The sequence below is a fragment of the Sphingomonas sp. Leaf208 genome, assembly GCF_001421415.1.
Lineage (GTDB): Bacteria > Pseudomonadota > Alphaproteobacteria > Sphingomonadales > Sphingomonadaceae > Sphingomonas.
Genome location: NZ_LMKH01000035.1, coordinates 530,446 through 551,334, shown reverse-complemented (window position 1 = coordinate 551,334; position 20,889 = coordinate 530,446). Strand labels below are relative to the sequence as shown.

18 protein-coding genes are annotated in these 20,889 nt (G+C 65.3%); 9 read left to right on the top strand and 9 right to left on the bottom strand.

Annotated elements, in window-relative coordinates; all coding sequences use genetic code 11:
* Window positions 1-2: 2 nt before the first annotated feature.
* On the bottom strand, window positions 3-1,256 hold the full coding sequence (locus ASE69_RS17485) for an arsenic transporter (RefSeq protein ID WP_056489333.1): 1,254 nt from the start codon (window positions 1,254-1,256) through the stop codon (window positions 3-5).
* 52 nt (window positions 1,257-1,308) lie between these two features.
* Window positions 1,309-2,421: a metallophosphoesterase family protein gene (locus ASE69_RS17480; protein WP_056489331.1), complete on the bottom strand. Its 1,113-nt coding sequence runs from the start codon at window positions 2,419-2,421 to the stop codon at window positions 1,309-1,311.
* 275 nt (window positions 2,422-2,696) lie between these two features.
* Here ASE69_RS17480 and ASE69_RS17475 point away from each other — a divergent pair, with 275 nt between their 5' ends.
* A complete protein-coding gene (locus ASE69_RS17475; RefSeq protein WP_056489329.1) occupies window positions 2,697-3,971 on the top strand; it encodes an MFS transporter in 1,275 nt (424 codons plus the stop codon).
* A gap of 12 nt (window positions 3,972-3,983) precedes the next feature.
* Here the strand turns inward: ASE69_RS17475 and ASE69_RS17470 are convergent, their stop codons facing one another.
* Complete coding sequence (locus ASE69_RS17470; RefSeq protein ID WP_082453196.1) at window positions 3,984-5,540, bottom strand: amidase; 1,557 nt, start codon at window positions 5,538-5,540, stop codon at window positions 3,984-3,986.
* A 119-nt stretch (window positions 5,541-5,659) separates the two neighbouring features.
* A complete protein-coding gene (locus ASE69_RS17465) occupies window positions 5,660-6,565 on the bottom strand; it encodes an SDR family oxidoreductase (RefSeq protein WP_056489328.1) in 906 nt (301 codons plus the stop codon).
* Between the two features lie 97 nt (window positions 6,566-6,662).
* Between ASE69_RS17465 and ASE69_RS17460 the strand changes: the two genes are divergently transcribed.
* A complete protein-coding gene (locus ASE69_RS17460) occupies window positions 6,663-7,490 on the top strand; it encodes a helix-turn-helix transcriptional regulator (RefSeq protein WP_056489519.1) in 828 nt (275 codons plus the stop codon).
* 31 nt (window positions 7,491-7,521) lie between these two features.
* Here the strand turns inward: ASE69_RS17460 and ASE69_RS17455 are convergent, their stop codons facing one another.
* The gene (locus ASE69_RS17455; RefSeq protein ID WP_268795507.1) at window positions 7,522-10,143 is read right to left on the bottom strand and encodes a PAS domain-containing protein; all 2,622 of its coding nucleotides are present in this window, start codon (window positions 10,141-10,143) and stop codon (window positions 7,522-7,524) included.
* A gap of 190 nt (window positions 10,144-10,333) precedes the next feature.
* Between ASE69_RS17455 and ASE69_RS17450 the strand changes: the two genes are divergently transcribed.
* Window positions 10,334-10,738: a DUF2147 domain-containing protein gene (locus ASE69_RS17450; RefSeq protein ID WP_056489327.1), complete on the top strand. Its 405-nt coding sequence runs from the start codon at window positions 10,334-10,336 to the stop codon at window positions 10,736-10,738.
* A gap of 171 nt (window positions 10,739-10,909) precedes the next feature.
* Complete coding sequence (locus tag ASE69_RS17445; RefSeq protein ID WP_056489325.1) at window positions 10,910-11,395, top strand: Hsp20 family protein; 486 nt, start codon at window positions 10,910-10,912, stop codon at window positions 11,393-11,395.
* Window positions 11,396-11,471: 76 nt separating this feature from the next.
* Here the strand turns inward: ASE69_RS17445 and ASE69_RS17440 are convergent, their stop codons facing one another.
* From ASE69_RS17440 to ASE69_RS17430, 3 genes are all read right to left on the bottom strand, one after another.
* A complete protein-coding gene (locus ASE69_RS17440; protein ID WP_056489322.1) occupies window positions 11,472-11,744 on the bottom strand; it encodes a hypothetical protein in 273 nt (90 codons plus the stop codon).
* A gap of 249 nt (window positions 11,745-11,993) precedes the next feature.
* Complete coding sequence (locus tag ASE69_RS17435) at window positions 11,994-12,278, bottom strand: CsbD family protein (RefSeq protein WP_056057800.1); 285 nt, start codon at window positions 12,276-12,278, stop codon at window positions 11,994-11,996.
* A 250-nt stretch (window positions 12,279-12,528) separates the two neighbouring features.
* Window positions 12,529-13,542 carry a sensor histidine kinase gene (locus tag ASE69_RS17430; RefSeq protein WP_056489320.1) on the bottom strand — a complete coding sequence of 338 codons (1,014 nt, stop codon included), beginning with the start codon at window positions 13,540-13,542 and terminating at the stop codon, window positions 12,529-12,531.
* Window positions 13,543-13,756: 214 nt separating this feature from the next.
* Between ASE69_RS17430 and ASE69_RS17425 the strand changes: the two genes are divergently transcribed.
* Together ASE69_RS17425 and ASE69_RS17420 are read left to right on the top strand one after the other, a co-directional pair.
* Window positions 13,757-15,037, top strand: coding sequence for an NAD(P)/FAD-dependent oxidoreductase (locus ASE69_RS17425; RefSeq protein ID WP_235518919.1), 1,281 nt, complete (start codon window positions 13,757-13,759; stop codon window positions 15,035-15,037).
* 78 nt (window positions 15,038-15,115) lie between these two features.
* Window positions 15,116-16,174: a CaiB/BaiF CoA transferase family protein gene (locus tag ASE69_RS17420; RefSeq protein ID WP_056489513.1), complete on the top strand. Its 1,059-nt coding sequence runs from the start codon at window positions 15,116-15,118 to the stop codon at window positions 16,172-16,174.
* Between the two features lie 10 nt (window positions 16,175-16,184).
* Here ASE69_RS17420 and ASE69_RS17415 read toward each other — a convergent pair whose 3' ends face one another.
* The gene (locus ASE69_RS17415) at window positions 16,185-17,048 is read right to left on the bottom strand and encodes an HpcH/HpaI aldolase/citrate lyase family protein (RefSeq protein ID WP_235518918.1); all 864 of its coding nucleotides are present in this window, start codon (window positions 17,046-17,048) and stop codon (window positions 16,185-16,187) included.
* A gap of 232 nt (window positions 17,049-17,280) precedes the next feature.
* Between ASE69_RS17415 and cysD the strand changes: the two genes are divergently transcribed.
* The 3 genes from cysD to ASE69_RS17400 are packed head-to-tail and all read left to right on the top strand — an operon-like array spanning window position 17,281 to window position 20,884.
* Window positions 17,281-18,201 (top strand): sulfate adenylyltransferase subunit CysD, encoded by a 921-nt coding sequence (cysD, locus tag ASE69_RS17410; protein WP_056057794.1) that lies wholly within the window; start codon window positions 17,281-17,283, stop codon window positions 18,199-18,201.
* On the top strand, window positions 18,201-20,138 hold the full coding sequence (gene cysN, locus ASE69_RS17405) for a sulfate adenylyltransferase subunit CysN (RefSeq protein WP_056489316.1): 1,938 nt from the start codon (window positions 18,201-18,203) through the stop codon (window positions 20,136-20,138). The genes cysD and cysN overlap by 1 nt, the downstream gene beginning before the upstream one ends.
* Window positions 20,135-20,884: a 3'(2'),5'-bisphosphate nucleotidase CysQ gene (locus ASE69_RS17400; RefSeq protein WP_056489313.1), complete on the top strand. Its 750-nt coding sequence runs from the start codon at window positions 20,135-20,137 to the stop codon at window positions 20,882-20,884. Before cysN ends, ASE69_RS17400 begins: the two co-directional genes overlap by 4 nt.
* Window positions 20,885-20,889: the final 5 nt, after the last annotated feature.

The window sequence follows — 20,889 nt, the reverse complement described above, 5'->3', positions numbered from 1 at the left end:
GCTCAACCGATAAGCATGCGCGCCCCGAGCGCCGCGAGCAGCGCTGGCGGCATCACCACCGCGCCGACCTTGAGGAACCGCCAGAAGCCGACGTCTTCGCCCTCACGGCGGATCGCGGTCAGCCACAATATGGTGGCGAGCGAGCCGGTGATCGACAGGTTCGGGCCGAGGTCGACGCCGATCAGCAGACCGTCGGTGACGATCTGGGGGACGTGTGCCTGTTGCAACGTGGTGCTGGCGATCAGTCCAGCCGGAAGGTTGTTCATCAGGTTCGACCCGAATGCCAGGATCGTCCCTGCAACGCCTGCGGTCGTCGATGGCGAGTTCGCTGCCCCCGCCGCGAGCCAGCGCGCCAGCATCGTGATAACGCCGGTGCTTGCCAGTGCCTCGACCAAGACGAACAAGCCCGCGACCAGTGGCAGCACCGCCCAGGATACCGAGCCAAGCGTCGTGAAGGGCGACTTGCGCTCCCCGATGCAGATCGCCGCCATCGTCGCGATACCGGCAAGGCAGGTCGGCAGTCCTAACTCATACCCCTGCGCCGACGCGGCGATCAGCAGAACTGCGGTCGCGACGATCCCGCCGAGCGCGATCTTCCCACCACGCGACAGCGTGCCGGTCTCGACGACGGTCTCGCACTGCCCGGTGAGCCGCTCGCGCTCGACCCAGCGCAGGACGAGGAACGTCACGCCGATCGACAGCAGCGACGGCAGCGCGAACGACGCCATCCACGCCCCGAGCGACGGCATTTTGCCGCCGTACAACACGAGGTTAGCGGGGTTCGAGATCGGCAGCACGAAGCTCGCGGCGTTGGCGATCAGCGCGCAGGCGAACAGCATCGGCAGCGGGTCCGCCTTCGCTTTCTTCGCCGCGGCGTAGACGGCGGGGGTCAACACTACCGCGGTCGCGTCGTTCGAGAGGAAGGTCGTGACGACGATGCCGACGCCGAAGACGAGCGCGAACAGGCGGCTGGTCGATCCCTTTGCGAGGCGCACCGCGTGCTCGGCGACCCAGTCGAACAGTCCCTGTTCGCGGGCGACCTCGGACAGCAGCATCATACCGATCAGGAACAGGTAGACGTCGCCACCCTTCAGCACCGCGGCCCATGCTGCACCGGGCGACATCAGTCCGAACACGAGCAACACTGCAGCGCCAGCGACCGCCCAGACCGCTTCGGGTAGCTTGAACGGACGCGTGATCACGCCGAAGGTCGCGACGAAACAGATCGCCCAGATCGCGTAGGTTTGGAGCGTCATGCCGCGGGCATCCGCGAGCCGATACGCGGGACCATCGTCATCGTTGCGGTATTCACCAATCGAGTCCGTTCTTGTTGGGGCCGCGTTGCGCGCCGTCGATACCACGCTCGCGCCAGGCACCGATCGCGTTCACATCGCGGCCGAGCGCGACGGGAGGATTGCGCTTCGGTCGCGGGCCGGCATTGCGGACGAGGATCTCGATCCGGTCCTCGCTCCCGTCACAGCGGACGGCGAGACGGTGGAGGCCATCGCCTACGCCATCGACCGAGGCGCTCCAGAGCGAGGGCACGCCGTCGACGCGCGTCATCGGGATGACTTGGCCGTCATCGACGTTCAGCGATACTGTATCAGCGGCGTCGAATATCTTCGCGCGGACCGTGAAGGCGCTGCCGGGCACGTTGTCGGCGCGCGCTGGGTCGGTGATCAGGCGGCGGTCGGCGGGGCTGGTGATCTGGACGAGAGGCCAGGGATCGTCGATCGCCTGGAACCGCCAGCTCGGGACGCCGTCGTCGAGCGTGACGATCGAGAAACCGGGTGCGCCCTCCTCGATCTGGCCGGTCGAGCGGGTCTCGCCATAGACCACGCGGCCGTCGTTGAGCAGCTCGTTATAATGCGTGTGGCCGGTGTCGACGAACGCGACGCGGTGCGCGGCGAACAGCCCGGCGATACCGTCGGGATCATCGCGCAGGTCGCCGGGATAGGCATGCATGAACACCGCCACCAGCTCGGCTGCGACCGCGGCGGCGCTCAGTTCGCGTTCTGTCCAGGCGCGCTGGTCGGGGTCGATACGAAAGTCGGGACCGCCCTTCCCCGCCGAGACGATATCGAGGAACAGGCAGCGATAGCCCGCGATCGTCTCCGCATAGGGCGCCATCTTTACCGTGATCGCGCGCATCGCGGTAAGGTCGCCGGGTTCGAAATCATGATCGCCCGCCAGAACGTGCCACGGCAATGACAGCCCGGTCATCGCGTCCGCGATCCGCGCATATTGGCCGTCGGTACCGTGATTGGCATTGTCGCCGGGCAAGAGCGCGAAGTCGACCGCGTCATTCAGATGCGTCTCCGCGAGCGCGACGAGGTCCCGGAAACGTGACAGTCCTTCATACCCATCGACCTCGTCGACATGCAGATCGCCAAAGTGGATCCAGGTCAGGCATCCTGTCATTAAAGCACTTTCAAGTCGTGTGGCAGATGATCCGCAGATGCTGCCCATAGCGAGGCTGCGCGTTCATCGTTCCGTGACAATAACTTCATGATTTGAGACTTAACGGGGTCGTTCAGTTTCGGTTTAGCTTTTGACATCACTAGGGAATATCAGGCCGAACAATATTTTCGCGGCGTGGAAACTTTGCTTGGTGCCGCAGCTTTAGCGATCCGACGGCGCGCAGGGTTCGCCGTCCGGCATCGCGTTCGACGACACCGATATTTCAGGGAATTCTCATGGCTACGACGGACACGGCATCCGCCAATAGCGGCAAGGCCAAGGGCGGGTCGGACGGCAAATCCGCGCCGAAGAAGACGCTCGACGCGCTGAACTTCTTCCTTGCCGACGTTCGCGACGGGCTCGGGCCTTATCTGGCGATCTATCTCGTCGCGGTGCGTGGGCCTGCGCATGGCTGGAATGAGGCGACGGTGGGCATGATCCTGACGATCGCCGGGATCGTTGGCCTGATCTCGCAGACGCCGGCGGGCGGGTTGATCGATCGCAGCAGGAACAAGCCGCGGATCGTGATGATCGCCGCGTTGCTCGTGACGCTCAGCAGCGTATCGCTGCCGATCGTCAGCGGGTTCACAGCCGTCGCGGTAACCCAGTCAATCGCAGCGGTCGCTGGTGCGGTGTTTGCGCCGGCGATTTCGGCCATCACGCTCGGTCTCGTCGGCCCGAAGCTGTTCGCCAAGCGCGTCGGTCGCAACGAGGCGTTCAACCACGCGGGCAACGCCGTGTCGGCGGCGCTCGCGGGCGTGCTTGCGTGGAAGTTCGGACCGGTCGTCGTCTTCTACCTGATGGGCGCGCTGACGGTTGCGAGCATCGTGACCGCGTCGCGGATCAAGAACGACGACATCGACAATGCCGTGGCGCGCGGGCTCGATTGCGAGCCGGAGGACGATTGCGAGGAGCCGAGCGGGTGGAAGGCGCTGGTCGAGAACAAGCCGCTGATGATCTTCGCGGGGACGGCGTTCCTGTTCCACCTCGCCAATGCGGCGATGCTGACGTCGGTCAGCCAGTTGCTCGCGCGCACCGTCGGCAAGGATCAGGCGACGTCGCTGACGGCCGCGTGCATCGTCGCGGCGCAGCTGGTGATGGTACCGGTCGCGATCGTAGTCGGCCGCAACACCGAGAAATGGGGCACCAAGCCGTTGTTCCTCGTCGCGTTCGGGTTCCTCGCGGCGCGTGGCGCGCTGTACACCGTGTCGGACAATCCTTGGTGGCTGGTCGGTGTGCAGGCGCTGGACGGCATCGGCGCGGGTATCTTCGGCGCGCTGTTCCCGGTCGTGATCGCCGACCTGACCAAGGGGACGGGACGCTTCAACGTCAGCCAAGGCGCGGTGGCGAGCGCGCAGGGCCTGGGCGCAGCCTTGTCCGCGACACTGGCCGGTGCGATCATCGTGTGGGCTGGCTACGGCGTGAGCTTCCTGACCCTGGCCATTGTCGCTGGCGCCGGCTTCATGCTCTATTTCTTCGCGATGCCCGAGACGAAGCAGAAGGAGGGGTAAGCCCCCTTCGCCTCACCGATCGACGGCGATGGCCGGCAAATACCGCGGCGCCGACCGGGCCTTGGCATGCTGTTCATAGGCATAGCCGGCACGCAGTACGGTCTGGTCGGCGTCCTTCGTGGCGATGAACGACAGGCCGACGGGCAATCCGCGTACGAGACCCATCGGCACGGTCAGATGCGGATAACCGGCGACCGCAGGCAATGTCGCGGCGGAGGGGCCGGCATAGGTATCGCCGTAGACCGGGTCGCTCAGCCATGCCGCGTCATAGGTCGGCTCGACCAGGATCTGCGCACCCGCCGCGCGCAGCATGGCGTCGATCCCCTGCGCACCCGCCAGCCGCAGCGAAGTCGCGCGCGCGGCCTTGTACGCGGGATCGTCGAGCCCCTTGGTCTTGTCCGCATCGTCGAACAATTCCTGCGCGAAGAACGGCATCTCGGTCGCGGCGTTCGCGCGGTTGAAGGCGATCACCGCGCCCAGCGTCTTAGTCTGTACTGCCGCTGGCGTGGTCGCGAGATAGGTGTTCAGGTCGGCCTTGAGTTCGGTTTTCAGGACCATCAGTTCGGCCTCGCCCAGCCCGTCGAGTTTCGGCGTTTTGACCTCGACCAGCACGGCACCTGCTTCTCGCAGGACGTTCAGCGCCGCCGCGTAGCGGGTGGTAAGATCCGCGGACATACCGTCGGGCCGGACGACGCCGACCCGCATGCCGGACAACGCGCTGGCTGAGAGTCCCGCGGCATAATCCCTGGTCACCGCCGCCGCCGTCACGCGGTCCGCCGGGTCCGCACCGACCATGCCGGACAACAGGATCGCGACGTCGGTGACGCTGCGCGCCATTGGCCCCGGCGTATCCTGGCTATGGCTGATCGGCACGACGTGGGTACGGCTGACCAGACCGATCGACGGCTTGAACCCGACCAGACCGTTCAGCGACGACGGGCACACGACCGAACCGTCGGTCTCGGTTCCGACAGCCGCGGCGGCGAAACTCGCGGCGACCGCGGCGCCCGATCCCGACGAGGAGCCGCACGCGGTCCGGTCCAGCGCGTAAGGGTTGCGCACCAGCCCGCCGACCGCGCTCCAGCCGCTCATCGAATGGGTCGAGCGTATGTTCGCCCATTCCGACAAGTTGGTCTTGCCGAGGATTACCGCGCCCGCGCGCCGCAGATAGGCGACCATCGGCGCGTCCCGGCGCGTCATATTGTCGCGCAATGCGAGGCTGCCTGCGGTCGTCGGCAGCGGATCCGCGGTCTCGATATTGTCCTTTATGAGGATCGGGATGCCGTGCAGCGGACCGCGAACATGCCCCGCCCTGCGTTCGGCATCGAGCGCCCTCGCTTGTGCGAGCGCATCGGGATTGATCGCGATGACGCTGTGCAGCGCCGGCCCCTTGCGATCCATCGCTGCGATCCGCGCGAGATAGGCCTGGGTGATGTCGACGCTGCTCGCGGTGCCGTTGTTCATCAGCGTCCGCAACCGATCGAGCGACACATCTTCGACGACCACCGTCCTGGCCAGAACAGGCGTGGCGACGCAGGCGAGCAGTACCGCAGTGATGAGACGACGCATGAGACCCCCGTAGACAATGTCGCAGGATGGTCCCGAGCCGCGCACCGATGCAAGCGGCATCTGCTCGACGCGTATCCCGCTGACGGCAGGCGATAAACTGCCGCCAGCGGGATGCCCGGTCAGGCTGCGACTAGGCCCGGCGCATAGTCCATCGCTTCCAGATCGGCGATCAATCCCGGACCGGTCGGGTTCCAGTCGAGTTGCGCGCGCGTCCAGTCGCTGGAGGCGAGCATGTCGAGCGAGGCGAACATCCCGAACCAGCCGAAATGATCGTTCGCCTGCTCCTGGGTCAACGATAGCGTGGGCAGGCCCAACCCTGCCGCAACCACCTCGGCGATCGCCCGCGCGCTGACGCCTTCCTCCGCCACGGCATTGTACCGCGCGCCCTTCTCGCCCTTGTCGAGCACGAGCGCGTAGAGTTTCGCCACGTCCAGCACGTGCGCAGCGGGCCAGCGATTGGCGCCGTCACCGACATAGGCGACCACGCCCTTCTCGCGCGCGATATCGATGTAGGGCGTGATCAGCCCCTGCTTGACGGTATCGTGAACCTGCGGGAGCCGCATAACACGGACGTCGAGGCCTGCCTCTAATAGCGCCTGCCCCGCCTTTTCCGACGCGATCCGCGGGTTGGGGTAATCGGGGTTGAACGCGGATTCGAGCGCAGGCTTGCCCGGGCCGGTATCGCCGATTCCGGTACCCGACGCGATTATCAAGGGACGATCGCTCCCCTTGAGCATATCCCCCATCGCGCCGATCACGCGGCGGTCCTTTTCGCAATTCGCGACGAAGTTGGTGAACTCATGATCGAACGCGGTGTGGATCACCGCATCGGCCTGCTCCGCCCCGCTGCGCAGGCTGTCGAGATCGACGAGATCACCGCGATGTACCTCGGCGCCAGCCTCTACCAGCGACCGTGCGCCGGCATCCGACCGGGTAAGACCCAAGACCTGATGACCCGCACTCAGCAGTTCCGGCACGATACGCGACCCGATGAAGCCCGTCGCACCCGTCAAAAATACACGCATCCAAACTCTCCGATATTGTCCGGAGCAAGACTTGGGCGTACTTCGACACCTGTAAAAGTAGTAACCTTATCATGGTATAATCTTCAACAGGATGTCGATGTCTATCGAGACTGACAATGCGCTCGGCACGTTCCTGCGCGATCGCCGGGCACGCATGGACGCCGCGGCGTTCGGGTTCAGTGGCGGCCGGCGCCGGACGCCCGGCCTGCGCCGCGAGGAGGTCGCCCAGCGCGCGAACATCTCGGCGACCTGGTATACTTGGCTCGAACAGGGCCGCGGCGGCGCGCCGTCGGCCGACGTCCTCAACCGCATCGCCGGCGGCCTGATGCTGACCGAGCCGGAGCGCGAACACCTGTTCGTGCTTGGTCTCGGCCATCCGCCCGAAGCGACCTATCGCGCCTCCGACGAAGTCACGCCGCGGCTGCAGCGGGTGCTGGATGCGCTCGAATTCAGCCCGGCGATCGTCAAGACGCCGACTTGGGACGTGGTCGCCTGGAACGCGGCGGCGGCGACCCTGCTGACGGACTATTCAACGTTGCCCCGCGACCAGCGCAACATCCTTCGCCTCATGTTCACCAATGCGAGCATCAAGGCGGCGCAGGAGGACTGGCTCAACGTCGCGCGCTATGTCGTCGGTACGTTTCGCGCAGATGCCGCGCGTGCAGGTGCGGGCGCGGAGATCAGCCAACTGGTCGAGGAACTGTCGCGGCTCAGTCCCGAATTCGACGCGTTGTGGCGCGATAATAACGTCGCCCGGCATGCTGACGGCCTGAAGCGGCTGCACCACCCGGTACACGGCCTGCTCGAGCTCGAATTCTCGGCGTTTGCGGTCGACGGTCGGCCGGACCTCGGGATGATCGTTTACAATCCCGCCACCCCGGAAACGGCGCGGCGTATCCGTGCGCTGATGGCGCCGACCGCCTGAGCCTTTCGCGCGCGGATCGACAGCCGCTTCTTTATTGCGACGTGCCGTCCGAACTTCTGTCGGCGCTTCCCCAGCCCGCCGCCTTGCGCAGTACGCGCGACAATTGCTCGACCGAATACGGCTTGTGGAGCAGTTCGAACCCGTGCGTGCCATCCTGCGCGAGGATATTGCTGTACCCCGACGTCAGCACGACCGGTAGGCTCGGATGGTCGGCGCGGATCGCCTTGCCGAGTTCGATGCCGTTCATCCCCGGCATCACCACATCCGAGAAGACGATGTCGAAGCGCGAGGCATCCTTGCCGAGCTCCGCCAAGGCCTCCTGCGCATTGGCCGCCCACACCGTCACATAGCCGAGCTCGGCCAGCGACTGCGTGGTGAACGTCCCGACTTCCCTATTGTCCTCGACGACCAGCACGCAGGTTCCATGACCGTCGGCCAGCGTCTGGACGGTGTCGTCCTCGACCGGACGGTCGCTCTCGTCGACCTGCGGCAGGTACAGGGTGAAGGTCGCGCCTTCGCCCGGCGGGCTTTCGACGACGATGTCGCCCTCGGACTGCTTGGCGAACCCGAACACCTGGCTGAGACCCAAGCCGGTGCCCTGCCCGACCCCCTTGGTCGTGAAGAACGGCTCGAAGATCCGCTCCAGTTTCTCGGGTTCGATGCCAGTCCCGCTGTCGGTCATCGAGATTGCGACATAGCGCCCCGGCACGGCCGGGTGCGAGCGAACGGCGGGAATGAACGATGCGGGCCGCACCGCGATCAGGATATGCCCCGCGCCGTCCATCGCGTCACGCGCGTTGACCGCCATATTCACGAGCGCGGTATCGAGCTGGCTCGGATCGACGTTGGTGAACAGCGGCGTCTCGGGCACGTCGATGTCGATGACGATCCGCGAGCCCGTCAGCGTGCCCAGCATATCGGCAATGACGCGCAGGCTTTGTCCCACGTCGATCACCTCGGGCTGGAGCGCTTGCCGCCGCGCGAAGGCGAGCAGCTGCCCCGTCAGTTTCGCGGCACGATCGGCGGTGTCGGAGATCGCGTCGATATAGCGTTCGCGCCGTTCCGCGCTCAGATCCGGACGCTTCAGCAGGTCGGTCGCCGAGCGGATGACGGTGAGCAAATTGTTGAAATCATGCGCGACGCCGCCGGTGAGCTGCCCGACCGCTTCCATTTTCTGCGACTGGCGCAGCGCGTCCTCGGCATGCTGGAGCTCGCCGGTCCGCGCCGCGACCTGCTGTTCGAGCGACGCGGCCAGAGCTGCGAGCTCCTGCTCCGTGCGCCGCCGCTCGGTCGCGATCCGGGTGCGCTCGGCGACCTCGCGAACGAACGCCACCTCGTCCGCGCGCCACTGCCGTGCACGGCCGCTGCCAAGATAGAGCATCGCGACCAGCCGGCCATTCTCCATGATCGGCATGTTGACGATCGCGCGGACGGAAATCGCCTCGAGCGCGGCGACCGTCGACCGCGTCCGCGGATCGGTGTGCGCGTCTTCGATACACACTTCGTCGCCATTTTTCAGATCGTCGATGTACGTTCCGAAGCTGCGTAGATCGAAGCTGCCGAAAAGGGGCGCGACACGCGGCGCACTCCAGTCGCGCATGATCGTGAGCGTGTCGGCGTCGATCTCGCCATAGCCCGCTCGGTCCGCCCCAACCGTTTGGCCGATGATCCGCGCAGCCGCGAACGAGATATCATCCGGTTCGTCCGTGTCACGAAACACGTCGCCCAGTTCGACGAGCGCCGCGCGCATGATCTCGCTGCGACGCTGGTCGGTGATGTCGGTCGAGACGCCAGCGATCCGCAACGCCTCGCCCTCGGTGTTGAAGAAGGGTTGGCCGCGCGAGGCGAGCCAGCGCAGTTCTCCATCGCGGCGATAGATGCGGTAGATCACGTCATAGTCGGTGCCCTCCGCGACGCAGCGACGGACTTCGGCAACGCTTTTCGCTCTATCCCCGGGATGGATCGCCTCGAGCCGGTCCTCGTAGGTGAAGGGCTCGTGGCTGGGGCGGCCGAATATTTCCTTGCACGTATCGGAGGCAGTCAGCTGCTTGCTGGCGATCTCCAGGCTCCAGGTTCCGAAGCGCGCAGCCTTCAACGTGAAGGCCAGCTCGCGCTCCTGCTCCTGCTGCATCCGCAACCGGTCGGTCAGCTCGGCCAGAAGCGCGGCATTGCTCGATTCCAGGCCTTGCAGCCGTTCGCGCTCGAGCGTCACATCGACCTGGCTCGCGAAGAAATAGGCGAGCACGCCTTCGGTATCGTAGACCGGCGCCAGCAACAGGCGGTTCCAGAACAGCTCGCCGTCCTTGCGGTGGTTCTGGATGTCGATCTCGATCGGCCGGACCTGCCGCACCGCCTCGCGAATCTTGACGACGGTCGCAGGATCGGTCTCCGGCCCCTGCAGGAAGCGACAATTGCGGCCGAGGATTTCCGCCCGACTATAGCCGCTCAACCGGCAGAACGCGTCGTTGGTAAAGACGACGGGATTGTCGGGCAACCGGGGATTGGTGATGATCATCGGCATCCGCGTGGCCCGCACGGCCGCGACGAACGGATCGGTGCCGACGTCCTGCGCGATCAGCTCGGCCGCGATCCGCTCGGCATCCGCCGTCATTTTCGGGGCGCTTTTGGCGGCGCTGTCGATGATATCAGTCAAAACAGTCTACTCATCGATGATCACCAATACCGGTATCTAGGGTAGCGACCAAATCATCGCAACGCGGACCATTAGATACTGAGCCAAATCAGCCGCATAAGAGGCAATCGGAATTTCGGTTTTACCTTTTCGACACGGCTCGAAGCGAGGTTTGGCACGTTCGATCCGGTAGGGAATTCGAGAGGATGACATGCTTTTCAAATATTCGACCGCAATCCTGGCACTCTCGCTGGTCGCCGCGCCCGTCGCGGCACGAACCCCGCCGCCCGCCGGGATCTGGGCCAACCCGCACAACACCGTCCACGTGACCTTCAAGCGCTGTCGCGATGCGATCTGCGGGAGGGTCGTGTGGGCGAGCCGCACTGCGATCGAGGACGCGCAGCGCGGCGGCGTCGACCAACTCGTCGGCGAGGAACTGTTCCGCGATTTCGTCGAGGACGAGCCTGGGCGATGGAGCGGCGAGGTCTTCATTCCCGATGTCGGCCAGACCGTGTCCGGCACGATCACGCAGATCGACGCCCGCACGTTGGTCGGCGAAGGCTGCATGTTCGCGGGGTTCGGCTGCAAGACGCAGTCGTGGAAGCGCATCAAGTAGCGGATCGCCGCCGCTCGCGACCGGTACAAAAAATTTCGTTCGGAAATCTTGACGCCTTGGCACGCGAAATTATTTTCCCGGTCGCCGGACGCGTCGATCGGTCCGGCGACTGAGGGCACCGGCTTTACCGGTGCTCCTCGTGCTCAGATTGCTCATGAGGAGGATTTGGATATGAGGACGAACTTCGACTTTACGCCTTACCGTCGTTCCACGGTTGGTTTCGACCGGCTGTTCGACTTGCTGGAAGCGACCGCGCGGACCGATACGGTCGATGGCTACCCGCCGTTCGATATCGAACGCGAGAGCGAGGACAGCTATCAGATCACGCTCGCCGTCGCCGGGTTTCGCCCCGACGACATCGAGATCGTCGCGCAGAACAACCAGTTGACGGTCAGCGGGCGCAAGCCCGACGAACGCGACGATGGCCGCTTCGTCCACCGCGGGATCGCGACCCGTGCGTTCGAGCGCCGCTTCCAGCTTGCCGACTTCGTGCAGGTCCAGAATGCGAGCTTCGACAACGGCCTGCTGCGCATCGCGCTGAAACGCGAAATTCCCGAGGCGATGAAGCCGCGCCGGATCGAGATCACCGGCGCCGCAGCCAATGATCGCAGCGGCGATCGTCTCGAAGACAAGCAGGCGGAACGCTCCGCCGCGTAACGGGAATGACGACTGCCAGCCCAAATGCTGGCAGTCGTTATTTTGTTCGGGCGCTATGTATTCAAGGCGCCCGGTTTTAGCGCGGCGGCGGCATCTGGACGTGAATATCGGCCGCCGAGGGCACGACATGGTTCGGTCGAGCGGTCATCCGTAGCCATCCGCCGCGGACCATGACGAGTGCTACGCCTGCAGCGATCACCGCCAGTCCGAACTCGATCTTGCGGAGCGTATCGCGGTTGCGATCGTCGGTATTCCAGACCTTGTCCCAGTCGTCGTCGGATCGCTGATCGCGGTGTCTCACGACGAGGTTGGAGTCGTAATCGGTTTCGTAATCCGTGTGATCCGTCATGCGGGTCTCCTCTCCGAAGTCCGATCGACATAGTTCTTTAGCAGCGCGACCGTGGATCACGGTCCGCACTTGCAGCGAATTGGTGTTGCGTGGTTCGCGATGAGGTCGTCGGATGTTCGATCGACCAGGCGCGGCTTGTTTGTCGGTAGCGCAACGATCGAGTGCGCTTGGTGTCGTACGTCTTCGGTAATGCGAGTAACGGTATAGCGGCGGGGGCGATCATGCGCCCCCGCCGCGACGCGCCGCCGCTTACTTGCCGCGGAGCGTGTTGATCAGGGCGATACCCAGTACACCGGCAACCGCTGCGGCGGTGAACGGACGCTCCTTCGAGAACTGGCGGACATAGTCGACCAGCGGACGGATGTTCTCTTCGACAACGTCCTTGGCCTGGCCGACCGTCTTCTGGACGGTACCGGTCAGCTGATCCGCCGCGCCTTCGCTCTGTAGCGACTTGTCGCCGATCGCGCCGCCAAGGGTTTCCTTGACCTTGCCGCTGACGTCCGTTGCTGCGCCGCTGAGGGTGTCGGTGTTCATGAATGATCTCCTTCGATACGTGGATGATGGGGCTTCAAACGACGAAGCCGGCGGGAATATCCCGCGCTGCTCCGCGCTGGTGAAAACGATAGGGTCGCACGGGCAAAGGAGTTCGCGCTCCGGCAGACCCGAAACTCATATTGCCCAGAGACATAACCCATCGGACCGCGGATGTTTCCGCAGTATTCCTGCACCCGAATCAGGTACTAAACTACTATCCCGGTGATGACGGCCGGGCGTAGAAGTCCGATCAGGACGAAAGCCGGTCCCGCCGCATCGTCAGCGTAATGATCACCCCGCCCGTCGACCATTCATAGGCGATCGAGCCCCCCAGCTGCCCGGCAACGGTACGGCGGACGAGCTTGCTGCCGAAGCCTTCTCCGGCATTCGGGCTTTCGACTTCCGGACCGCCGCGTTCGAGCCAGGTCAGGATCACTTCGTCGTCGGTCGCCGTGCTGGACAGGTCGAGCGTTCCCGTCGGTGCCGACAACGCGCCGTATTTCATCGAGTTGGTCGCGAGTTCGTGGATGATCAGTCCCAGTCCGGTCGCGGCATTCTCGCCGACGCCCATGCGCTCGACCGCGACGCGGATGCGGCCCTTGAAGGCACCCATGTCGTCATAGGGTGCGAGCAACACCGAGAGCAGGTCGCCGAGCAACGCCGCGTCGCCCTGCCCGCCCGGCAATGGTCGGACGAGATCATGCGCCCGCCCCAGCGCGCTCAACCGTTCGGTCAGTTCGCGCGCCATGTCCTGCGTATTCGGCGCGGTGCGCGAGGTTATCGCGGTCAGGCCGCTCGCGATCGCCAGCAAATTCTTGACGCGGTGGCTCATCTCGCCGGCGAGCAGTTCGTTGCCCTCCTCCGCCTGCTTGCGGCCGGTGACGTCGAGGAAGATGCCGAACATCGTCCGTCCGACGATCCCGACATCCTCGCCCTGCCCGCGCGCCGAGATCCAGCGGACCTCCTCACCGATCATGATCCGGAAATCGGTCTCGTAGCTGCCGAGCACCGCGCGGGTGGCGGCGAAGGCGGAGTGGACGCGGTCGCGATCGGACGGATGAATATGCGCCGACAATTCCTCGAACGTGACTTCGGCGCGCCACGGGAGGCCCCAAAGCTCGAAGCCGCGCTCATCCATCGTGAAGGCGTCGGTGTCGACGTTCCATGCCCACAGGGCGACACCCGCAGCGGTGACCGCAAGCCGCAGATGGTCGGAGTCCCACGCGTGCGCCTTGGGTATTTCGGCAGTTCCGTCCGCAATCACTTCGGCAATCCCCCGTCCGAACGCAGAGCCCGGCCACGACGCCTAATACACACCGCGCGCGCTTTACGTTAACTTCGCGCAAGTGACGGTGTTCGCCGCACTGGTGGATCGCCGGCTGCAGTTGAGGTCATCCGATATCGCCAATAGGAATGCGCACCACGAGGGCAGATCGGCGTGCTACTCGACCGGGCACCAGGTGGACGAGGGTAGCGAAATGGACAGCATGACGAGCGATGCGCCACGGGACACACCGGTGTTCGCCGATGTCGTCATCGTCGGCGGCGGGCACGGCGGTGCGGCGTGTGCGATCGCGTTGCGCAAGACCGGTTTCGAGGGATCGATCCTGATCGTCGGCAAGGAGGCAGAGCTCCCCTATGAACGGCCACCCTTGTCGAAAGAGTATCTGTCGGGCGAGAAGGTCTTCGGCCGTATCCTGATCCGACAGGCGGCGTTCTGGACCGAGCAGCGCATCGATCTGCTGCTGGGATCGCGCATCGTATCGGTCGATCCGGTCGGGCACACCGCGACGACGGAGGACGGTACGACGATCGGCTATGGCCGGCTGGTCTGGGCGACGGGCGGGACGCCCAGACGACTGACCTGCGCTGGCCATCATCTCACCGGTGTCCACACCGTGCGCGACCGCGCCGACGCCGACCGGATGATCGCCGAACTGCCGGATGTCGGGACCGCGGTCGTGATCGGCGGCGGGTATATCGGGCTCGAAGCCGCAGCGGTGCTGCGCAAGTTCGGCAAGTCCGTCATACTGCTTGAAGCCCTGGACCGAGTGCTCGCGCGTGTCGCGGGCGAAGACCTGTCGCGCTTCTTTGAGGCGGAGCACCGCGCGCACGGCGTCGACGTGCGGCTGGGGCAGTCGGTCGACTGCATTCTGGGCGATGACCGCGTCACCGGGGTCCGGCTGGGGGACGGCACCGTCATCGCCGCCGACATGGTGATCGTCGGCATCGGCATCCTTCCCGAAGTCGCGCCCCTGATCGACGCTGGTGCGGCGGGCGGCAACGGCGTCGCCGTCGATGGCGCATGCCGGACGAGCGTGCCGGACGTGTATGCGATCGGCGACTGCGCGTTGCACGCCAATCGGTTTGCCGGCGGGGCGGCGGTGCGCGTCGAATCGGTGCAGAACGCGAACGACCAGGCGACCGTCGTGGCGAAGGACATCGTCGGCCAGCCGGCGGCGTATGATGCGGTGCCGTGGTTCTGGTCGAACCAGTATGACCTGAAGCTGCAGACCGTAGGACTGTCGATCGGCTATGACGACACGGTCCTGCGCGGCGATTTGGCGACGCGGAAATTCTCGGTCGTGTACCTGCGCGACCGCCGCGTCATCGCGCTCGACTGCGTGGGGGCTGTCAAGGATTACGTCCAGGCGCGCAAGCTGGTGGAAGCCGGCGCGGTGATCGACCGGGCCATCCTCGCCGACACCGGCATCATGCTGAAGGACATGGTGCCGCTGGACTCGCCGACGCTTTCTTGACTCCGGTTCGGCATCGGTCGCACCTTGCCGCCGAACAGCGCGGATATCGGATCGCATGGCAATGATGAGTATCGGCGCATGACCGCGCTGGCGGGCCTGCGGGTCGTCGAGTTCGCCAGCATCGGGCCGGGTCCGCATGCGGCAATGCTGCTCTCCGATCTCGGTGCGGAGGTGCTGCGGATCGAGCGGGTCGGCGGCGGTTTTCGCAATCCCGTGCTGGACCGCGGCCGCGCACGGCTTGCGCTCGATATCCGAACGCCGGAAGGGCGCGATCAGGCGCTGGCGATCACGGACCGCGCCGACGTCGTGATCGAGGGGCTGCGACCGGGCGTAATGGAGCGGCTCGGCCTCGGCCCGGACGTGATGCTCAAGCGCAACCCGCGGCTTGTCTATGGGCGAATGACCGGGTGGGGACAGACCGGGCCGCTCGCGCAGGTTGCGGGCCACGATCTCAATTACATCGCACTCAGCGGAGCGCTCGCGGCGATCGGTACGCCGGGAACACCGCCGCCGCCGCCGCTCAACCTGATCGGCGATTTCGGCGGCGGGTCGCTGTATCTCGTCACTGGTATCCTCGCAGCGCTGCTCGAACGCGCGCGATCCGGGCTTGGCCAAGTCGTCGATGCAGCGATCGTCGACGGGGTTTCGTCGATGATGGCACTGTTCGCAGGAATGGTCCCGGCCGGGGTGATGTCGATGGACCGCGACCGCAATTTGCTCGGCGGCGCGGCGCCGTTCTACCGCTGTTACACCTGCGCCGATGGGCGGTACGTCTCGGTGGGGGCGATCGAGCCGAAATTTTATGCCGATCTGCTCGATCGGCTGGGGCTCCCCGCCGACCTCGCGGCGGACCAGATGATCGTCGAGCGCTGGCCCGAAACCGCGCGACGCTTCGCCGCCGTGTTCGTGACCCGGTCGCGGGACGAGTGGTGCGATGCGCTGGAGGGCACCGACACCTGTTTTGCGCCAGTGCTCGAACTCGACGAGGTGCCGACGCACCGCCACATGGCCGATCGCGGTGTCGTCGTCGACGGCATCTGGCAGGCCGCCCCTGCCCCGCGTCTGTCCCGCACGCCGGGCCGGATCGCCCCCACGTCCGATGGCACGGCGCTGCTGACAGAATGGGGCGTGGGCTAGGACGCCCGGATCACGCGCGGCCGACTTGCCGCAACAGATGCTCCGCGCGCGACAGATACGGTCGGTCGAGCATGCCGCCCTTGTAGCCGATCGTACCGACGCCGGGGTTCGCCGCGAACAGATCGACGATCGCCTGCGCCTCGGCAATCTCCGCCTCGGTCGGCGTGAAGGCGGCGTTGATTACGTCGACCTGCGCCGGGTGGATCGCAAGCATCCCGCGGTAACCGTCACGCCGGACCTGCTCCGCGCGCGTCTTCAGCGTGTCGAGGTCGCGAAAGTCGCCCTGGATCGTCTCGATCGCGGTGACGCCTGCCGCCGCGGCCCCCAGCAGGCACATCGACCGCGCCAGTTCATACGTAAAGCGGTAGCTGCCATCCGGATTGCAGTTCGCGCTCGCGCCGATCGAGTCCGCCAGGTCCTCCGCGCCCCAGGTCAGCGCGACCACCCGAGGCGCGCCCTTATAGTCGCCCGTGTGGAACATCGCTTCCGCCGTCTCTGTGATCAGCACGATCACCGGGGTCGACCCGATCGCGATGCCGTTCGCCGCCTCGAACGCCGACAGGTAATGGTCGAGCCGTTCGACGTCCTGCCGCCCGGCGACCTTCGGCAGCATGATCCCGCCCGGCCGCGCGGGCATGATCGCGGCGAGATCGGTCAGCGTATACGGTCCGTCGAGCGGATTGACCCGCACCCACATCCGCGCCCGGTGCGCGACATTTGCGGTCAGCACGTCGTGGACGGTCTGGCGCGCGAGGGGCTTGTTCTCGGTCGTCACCGCGTCTTCGAGATCGAACAGAACGATGTCGGCGCTGCCCTCGATCGCCTTGGTCATCTTGCGTTCGCTGTCCCCCGGCGCGAATAGCCAGGAGCGCATTTTCAACGAAGCAACGGACATGGCGGCATGGTCCCAGACGGATTGAAACAGGTGCGTTGCGTACGGCGTCGATCGCGGGCGGGCAACTGCGGCGCAGGGTTCGCCGCGAAATCGTGCATGGTGCGCAGTGCCCTCATTGGCGGCATGAGATAGCGAAGCGTTCCCCGACCGAAGAATGCATTGATTGCCGACACCGCCCTGCGCCGGGCAAACGGCGCCGCGGAGACACATCATGGCGAAGACACTCACCCATCTGGAACGGCTCGAGGCGGAGGCGATCCACATCCTGCGCGAAGTCGTCGCCGAGGCCGACAAGCCGGTGATGCTGTATTCGGTCGGCAAGGATTCGGCCGTGATGCTGCACCTCGCGCGCAAGGCTTTTTACCCCTCGCCCCCGCCCTTCCCGTTGCTGCACGTCGACACGACCTGGAAATTCCAGGAGATGTACAAGTTGCGCGACCGGATGGCAGCGGAGAGCGGGATGGAACTGCTCGTCTACCAGAATCCCGAAGCCGCCGCGCGTGGGATCAATCCGTTCGATCACGGCGCGCTCCACACCGACATGTGGAAGACCGAGGGCTTGAAGCAGGCGCTCAACCTGCACGGCTTCGACGCGGCATTCGGTGGCGCGCGGCGTGACGAGGAGAAATCGCGCGCGAAAGAACGCATCATCTCGTTCCGCACCGCGACGCATGGCTGGGATCCGAAGAACCAGCGGCCCGAATTGTGGAACCTCTACAATGCGCGGAAAGCGCCCTGGAAAAAAGGGGGGGGCGAGAGCATCCGCGTGTTCCCGATCTCGAACTGGACCGAACTCGACGTCTGGCAATATATCCAGCTCAACGACGTGCCGATCGTCCCCCTCTACTACGCGGGCGTGCGCCCCACGGTCGAGCGCGACGGCATGCTGCTGATGGTCGACGATGATCGCTTCCGCCTCGAACCCGGCGAAGTCCCGGTCGACCGCTCGATCCGCTTCCGCACGCTCGGTTGCTACCCGCTGACGGGTGCGGTCGAGAGCACGGCGTCGACGCTGTCCGAGATCATCCAGGAAACGCTGCTGACCACCACCAGCGAGCGCCAGGGCCGCGCGATCGACAAGGATGCCGGCGGCGCCGGCATGGAGAAGAAGAAGCAGGAGGGGTATTTCTGATGAGCGACTTCGCAATCCAGGAATCGGCCTACCAGACCGACGCGCTCATCGCCGAGGATATCGACGCGTATCTCGACCAGCATCGCAACAAGACGATGTTGCGCTTCATCACCTGCGGTTCTGTCGACGACGGCAAGTCGACGCTGATCGGCCGGTTGCTGTACGATTCGAAGATGATCTTCGAAGATCAACTCGCGGCGCTCGAGGCGGACAGCAAGCGCGTGGGCACACAAGGCGGCGAGATCGACTTCGCGCTATTGGTCGACGGGCTCGCCGCCGAGCGCGAACAGGGCATCACGATCGACGTCGCCTATCGCTTCTTCTCGACCGAAAAGCGCAAGTTCATCGTCGCGGATACGCCGGGTCATGAGCAATATACCCGCAACATGGTGACCGGCGCCTCGACCGCCGATCTCGCCGTGATCCTGGTCGATGCGCGCAAGGGCGTGCTGACGCAGACCAAGCGCCACAGCTATCTCGCGCACCTGATCGGCATCCGGAACCTGGTGCTGGCGGTCAACAAGATGGACCTGATCGGGTATGATCAGGCGCGCTACGACGAGATCGTCGGCGACTATGCGGCGTTCGCGAAGAGCATCGGCATCTCGACGTTCACGCCGATGCCGATCTCGGGGTTCAAGGGCGACAACATCTCCCTCAGGTCCGAAACCATGCCTTGGTATTCCGGCCCGACGCTGATGGAGCATCTCGAAGCCGTCGATGTCGATGTCGACGACGACCAGGCCAAGCCGTTCCGGATGAGCGTGCAGTGGGTCAACCGCCCGAACCTCGATTTCCGCGGCTTCTCCGGCCAGATTGCCGCCGGTACGGTCAAGCCCGGCGATGCGATCCGCGTCCTGCCCGGCGGCAAGACCTCGACGATCAGCCGGATCACGACGCTCGACGGCGACCTCGACGAAGCGGTCGCGGGGCAGTCCGTCACGCTGTCGTTCACCGACGAGATCGACTGCTCGCGCGGCAACGTCATCGCCGCGGCCGATGCGCCGCCCGAGACCGCCGACCAGTTCGAGACGACGATCGTCTGGATGGACGACGAGCCGCTGATCGTCGGCCGCTCCTATTGGTTGAAGCTCGGCACGCAGATGGTGTCGGCGACGGTCCGCGAGCCGAAATACCAGGTCAACGTCAACACGATGGAGCGGCTGGCGACCAAGACGCTGGAGCTGAACGCGATTGGCGTCGCGGAGATCACCACCGATCGCGCGATCGTGTTCGAAGCCTATGCGCAGGATAACGCGGCACCGAACAAGGTGCTCGGCGGATTCATCCTGATCGACAAGATCACCAACGCGACGGTCGCGGCAGGCATGGTCCATTTCAGCCTGCGCCGCTCGCAGAACGTCCATTGGCAGTCGACCGACATCGGCCGCGAGGCGCATGCCGGGCTGAAGAACCAGAAACAGGCGGTGCTGTGGTTCACCGGGTTGTCGGGCGCGGGCAAGTCGACGATCGCCAACGAGGTCGAGAAACAGCTCAACCTGATGAACCGGCACACCTTCCTGCTGGACGGCGACAACATCCGCCACGGGCTGAACAAGGATCTGGGCTTCACCGAGGCCGACCGGATCGAGAATATCCGGCGCGTCGGCGAGGTGGCGAAACTGATGGCGGACGCCGGGCTAATCGTGCTCACCGCGTTCATCTCGCCGTTCCGTGCCGAGCGGGACATGGTGCGCGCGATGCTGCCGGCGGGCGAGTTCATCGAGATCTTCGTCGACACGCCGCTCGATGTGGCGGAAGGTCGCGACGTGAAGGGCCTCTACAAGAAAGCACGGGCGGGCGATTTGAAGAACTTTACCGGGATCGACAGCCCCTACGAGGCGCCGCTCAACGCGGAGATCCGCGTCAACACGGTGGAAATGACTCCGGCCGAGGCCGCCGCGTTCATCGTTCGCCAGATCATGCCGCTTAAATGACAATCATGGAAAGCGACGTCCGTCTCGCCGAACGCCTCGCCACCGAGGCGGGCGAGATATTGCTCGCGTTGCAGAAAAGCAGTGGGCTGACCGGCAAGGACCTCGGCACGGCGGGCGACGAGCAGGCCAACACCTTCCTCATGCGGATGCTCCGTGCCGCGCGGCCCGACGACGCGCTCCTGTCCGAAGAGGAAAAGGACACTGGCGATCGTTGTTCGGTGCGCCGCGCGTGGATCGTCGATCCGCTCGACGGAACGCGCGAATATGGCGAAGGGAGGACCGACTGGGCGGTGCACGTCGCGCTTGCGATCGACGGCGTCGCGATCGTGGGCGCCGTGGCGCTGCCGGGACTCGGGATGACGCTGACCTCGGGTTCGCCGAAGCCGTTGGAACCGGCGGGGAATCCGCTCCGCATGCTGGTCAGCCGCAGCCGGCCGGCGCGCGAGGCGGTCGCGGTGGCCGAGGCAATGGGCGCGACGCTGGTGCCGATGGGATCAGCGGGCGCGAAGGCGATGGCCGTGGTCCGCGGCCAGGCCGACATCTACCTCCACACCGGCGGGCAATATGAGTGGGACAATTGCGCACCGATTGCGGTCGCGCAGGCCGCCGGGCTCCACGTCAGCCGTGTCGACGGATCGCCGCTCGTCTATAATTGCGCCGATCCGTATCTGCCCGACCTGCTGATCTGTCGGATGGAACTGGCGACGCAGGTGCTCGACCTGGTGAAAGCGCTACCGCCCGCCTGAACGGC